Source organism: Bacillota bacterium (assembly GCA_033549065.1).
Lineage (GTDB): Bacteria > Bacillota > Dethiobacteria > DTU022 > DTU022 > JAWSUE01.
In genome coordinates this window covers 1-3,831 of the sequence record JAWSUE010000031.1, presented here as the reverse complement: position 1 = coordinate 3,831, position 3,831 = coordinate 1, and the positions used below count along the sequence as shown (strand labels likewise).

Genomic DNA, 3,831 nt, shown 5'->3' with positions numbered 1-3,831 from the left:
GCCAGAAACATGTTAAGACGCTTAAGTGAGCACCGTCATGAGGTATTAGCCTTCATGGAGGATTACCGCATTGCCTTTGATAACAATCAGGCGGAAAGGGATCTGCGCATGACTAAGGTCAGGCAGAAGATCTCCGGTGTTTTCCGCAGTTCCACCGGCGCCGATATGTTCAGTCGCATCCGTGGCTACATCTCCACTGCCAGAAAGAATTCGGTGTCGGCTTTTTCAGCCATCACCGGCGTCTTCCACGGCAACCCCTTTATCCCTGGCATTTAGTGTTTTTTCGGTTTTCAAAGAACGAAATACTTAAGGGCTTAGAAAATCAGCCTGAGCAGTTACTTTGAAAATTGTTATAATTGTTTTAATTGAGTTATCAACCGCACCAAGTAATTCAGTTATTTATAAACTTTTTAAATCCTCAATTTTTTGCCTATTAAATTAACTATTTATTTCCACCGTATTTTATCTATTTTCACCCAGCATTATTCTGGTCTAACAAAATTTATTTCAGAGAGGAGGGTAGTTGTGAAATTTATAACAATTGCAACCTGGGAGCCTCACCAAAGAGATGATCTGGTTAAGCGAAGAGTGGAAAATGGCAGGATGACACCTAAGGGTATAAAGGTTATTAGTGAATGGGTGGATGTTTTAGGAGGCCGAGCAGTTTGGCTTTATGAAGCTGATTCTGCTATGGAAGGTTTCAAGTGGTCGAATCGATGGAGTGACATTAACAAATTTGAAAGTTTTCCTGTGGTGGAAGTTAAAGATGACAGTGGATCACAGCTAGTTGAATGATACGAACTGTATAGAGTGATAATTTCTTAAAGGAGGCAAAAAATGTCTGAAGAAAATTATACAAGTATTATACGTGAATTGGCTGGGTCATTCGAGACGGGCGACCTGGACAAAATGTTATCGCTGTTCACCGATAATATCAAATATGTCAATCCTTTTGGCACTTTTGATGGCAAAGCAGAAGCTAAGCGTTTTCTTGGATGGAATTTGAAAAATGTTAAAACTGAGAGATTAATGAGGAAGGAATAGGGATCCTTGTGCAAGGAGATAAAGCTTTTTACGATCACAGGGTAGTTTGTAAAATCGACGGAGCCGAGGCTGAATTTTTAGCGATGAGTTCATTTGATTTTAGCAATGGAAAGATTAAACACTGGAGACAGCTCTTCGATAGGTTGTCCATAGCTGAACAGACTGCGAGCGGCTTCTTACCCCAAAAGACGGTCGGAGCGATTGTTCAGGCTGCCAGAAAAGGGTTAGATTAAACTTGGGGTTAGAAGGCTGGCATGTAGTATTGCAAGCTATAATAGGAGGGCAAATATGGATGCCAAATTAGTTAGGTTGAAGCAGGTTGTATTTATAAAACTGATCCTTACTATTTTTGTATGGGGCTTACCTTCGTTACTTGCACCACCTGTGCTGCTAGAATTATTCGATATTCCTACTGCGGATCTTACATTCCTCAGAATTTTTGGAGGAGCGTTAATTGCTATGAGTGTTGCCTACTGGTTTGCCTATAAAGACCCATTAAGAAACTTAGCCGTTATCTGGATGTTGATCATAGATAATGGTTTGGCGGTACTTGTGATTGTTGTATTAGGTTTAACTATAGGAGTAAGTTGGTACTTTTGGCTTACAGCAGTTATAGCATTTCTATTCTTTTTGGCTTTATTAGTTCTGGTGCCAAAAAGCGATTTATACAGGCAGCTTGCTTAGAATAATTAGTATCCACTTAGCGAAAATTCAAGCCCGGGGTTTTTACCCCGGGCTATGTTTTATTCATGTTAAAGATATATTAATTTTGGTTGGCTATTCCTATTGCACCGGATTGGGATCTTGCTGTAGCTCAAGTTCGGCAGGGCTATATTCCCTGTAAACTATAGCAGCTTTTTCAAACGCTGGTACCTGTTTTCTTACCAGGTCAAATACTGCAGCACCAGCAATCTTCATTACCATATCGAGGCGATCTACACATATATTCTCCTCAATAGTATCCTGGGGGGTGTGGTAGTATCGCTCAATAGTGTAATTTTGAGGTGTCCCAGCTCCGCCAAGCCAGATAAACATTGTTGCTGGAATGCCGGCATTGTGGAAAGGAACATGGTCGCTGGATCCAAAGCGGGATTGGACGACATTTGTATAGCCCAGACGGCTTACTGCAGCCAGCGATGTATCGGTAACTATGTTGGGTAAACCATCAACTGTTTCCAAAAAGAGGGTAGGTGCTCGTTCATATTCGGAAGTGGCAACCATGTCAAGGTTGTAATTGGCAACGTGACGGTTTCGATCTTCGGTACTCAACCACTGAACATAGCGGTTTGCACCAACTAAACCTCTTTCTTCCGATCCCCATACTGCAAAGCGCAGTTCATATTCATCCGTATCATATTCCTTCAAAACACGGGCCAGTTCCATCAATATCACAACCCCGGACCCATTATCATTAGCTCCTGGTGCTCCGACCACGCTGTCATAGTGACCGCCAATTACTACGATCGGTGCATTTTCAATTGCCGCCGGTTTGATGGCAATCACATTCTGAGAGATCAGGTTTGAGTAGAGTTGCGTCTCGATATCAAGATAGACGGGGAACTCTTCCATCATTTCCTTAAGCCACATGCCCTGGCTAAGAGCAAGGCCAAGCACTGGAATGCTTGTTGTTACATTTGGGCTAAAGGTCTGACCATACTGGCCGCGGCTTCCTACTACCGAATAAATCAATAAACCGGTAGCACCGGCGTTTTGAGCCCTGCTAACCAGTGTAGTAAAAGCTGTGCCTCTCTGAACCAGTGCGATATTCCCTTCGACTTCCGCCGGCCATTCATTTACACCACCTGAGCCGCAATCAACTACGTAACCGCTAACACTGGTGTACGGCCCGCGGCTGCCGGCTCCTGTTTCCCATACAGTGCCGTGCCACTCATTAAATCCCCATTCGCCCTGGCCGAACCACTGCTCGCCATCGTGCACAGTAATCGTTCCGATATGCTGATTACCAATGCTGAATTCTTGAACCCACGGCTCATAACCTATGCTTTCAAAATAGTCGGCAATATAATCGGCCGCCAACTTTTCATTGGGCATGCCACCGGGACGGGTGCCAATCTCCTTTGTTAAATAGTAGAGATGGTCCATCGCCCTGTTTACATCAAGGTTTCTGATAATCTTTTGATCGAAGGCAGCTGCTGATTGCCCCCGTGTATTTGTTGATTGGGCAAAGGCCGGTAGAGCGAAGGAGAACACCATCAATACTACCAACAGCATTATAACTGATCGTCTAAACATAATTTATCTCTCCTTAGATTAGATGAAATTACTCATTTTCAAAGTGGAATCAAACAAGTTTCGGAGCTGTTACATAAAAAACACCTCTTTCTAAACCCGACGATCAGTTTGATAGGAAGTGTTTTAATTGCAAATAATATAACCATGGCGGTCCGGCTGTCTCCTATATTACCTTGAGACCCGTGACTTTGCGTCCCAACCTTGCGGATGGTTTGCCTTTTTCATGATCGTATCGGATTTGGGTATATGTTTAAGCGTTACTCTACCATAATTATCAGATTAAAGCAATAGTGAAAATTATTAATATTTTTTAATGATTCGCTTGGCACGATAATCTAAACGCTCTGTCTTTGATGGCGACAGTAGGTTATAATAATAACTCTTCTATTTTCTTTCTATTCTGCGGGTGTTCACGACCCTGATTATATGATTAGCTTCCCCGAGAAAAATTGATCTGGACTTGACCTCACCCTCTATAGCTCCGGAATATCATAAGAGGGATCAAATACAGTAGTTACACCTCGGGCATAAGCT

The 3,831-nt window shown here is 42.8% G+C and carries 6 protein-coding genes and 1 riboswitch; of the genes, 5 read left to right on the top strand and 1 reads right to left on the bottom strand.

The features are described from left to right. From SCJ97_11525 to SCJ97_11505, 5 genes are all read left to right on the top strand, one after another. Positions 1 to 276: transposase (locus SCJ97_11525; GenBank protein ID MDW7740660.1), on the top strand; the 276-nt coding region annotated here is incomplete at its 5' end. Positions 277 to 525: 249 nt separating this feature from the next. Continuing rightward, entirely contained in the window at positions 526 to 795 is a 270-nt protein-coding gene (locus SCJ97_11520) for a DUF3303 family protein (GenBank protein MDW7740659.1), read from the top strand. A 42-nt stretch (positions 796 to 837) separates the two neighbouring features. Beyond that, complete coding sequence (locus SCJ97_11515; GenBank protein ID MDW7740658.1) at positions 838 to 1,044, top strand: nuclear transport factor 2 family protein; 207 nt, start codon at positions 838 to 840, stop codon at positions 1,042 to 1,044. An 8-nt stretch (positions 1,045 to 1,052) separates the two neighbouring features. Next, the gene (locus SCJ97_11510) at positions 1,053 to 1,277 is read left to right on the top strand and encodes a hypothetical protein (GenBank protein ID MDW7740657.1); all 225 of its coding nucleotides are present in this window, start codon (positions 1,053 to 1,055) and stop codon (positions 1,275 to 1,277) included. Between the two features lie 55 nt (positions 1,278 to 1,332). Then, a complete protein-coding gene (locus tag SCJ97_11505) occupies positions 1,333 to 1,728 on the top strand; it encodes a hypothetical protein (protein ID MDW7740656.1) in 396 nt (131 codons plus the stop codon). 99 nt (positions 1,729 to 1,827) lie between these two features. On the opposite strand, the gene SCJ97_11500 is transcribed toward SCJ97_11505, so the two are convergent. Next, positions 1,828 to 3,297, bottom strand: a complete 1,470-nt coding sequence (locus tag SCJ97_11500) for a M28 family peptidase (protein MDW7740655.1) — start codon at positions 3,295 to 3,297, stop codon at positions 1,828 to 1,830. A gap of 143 nt (positions 3,298 to 3,440) precedes the next feature. Next, a riboswitch (cyclic di-GMP riboswitch) is annotated at positions 3,441 to 3,524 on the bottom strand. Positions 3,525 to 3,831: the final 307 nt, after the last annotated feature.

Bases quoted from the DNA above. Each gene is read 5' to 3' on its own strand.
- SCJ97_11505 (MDW7740656.1), top strand. From the start codon at position 1,333: ATGGATGCCAAATTAGTTAGGTTGAAGCAGGTTGTATTTATAAAACTG.
- SCJ97_11500 (MDW7740655.1), bottom strand. From the start codon at position 3,297: ATGTTTAGACGATCAGTTATAATGCTGTTGGTAGTATTGATGGTGTTC.
- SCJ97_11515 (MDW7740658.1), top strand. From the start codon at position 838: ATGTCTGAAGAAAATTATACAAGTATTATACGTGAATTGGCTGGGTCA.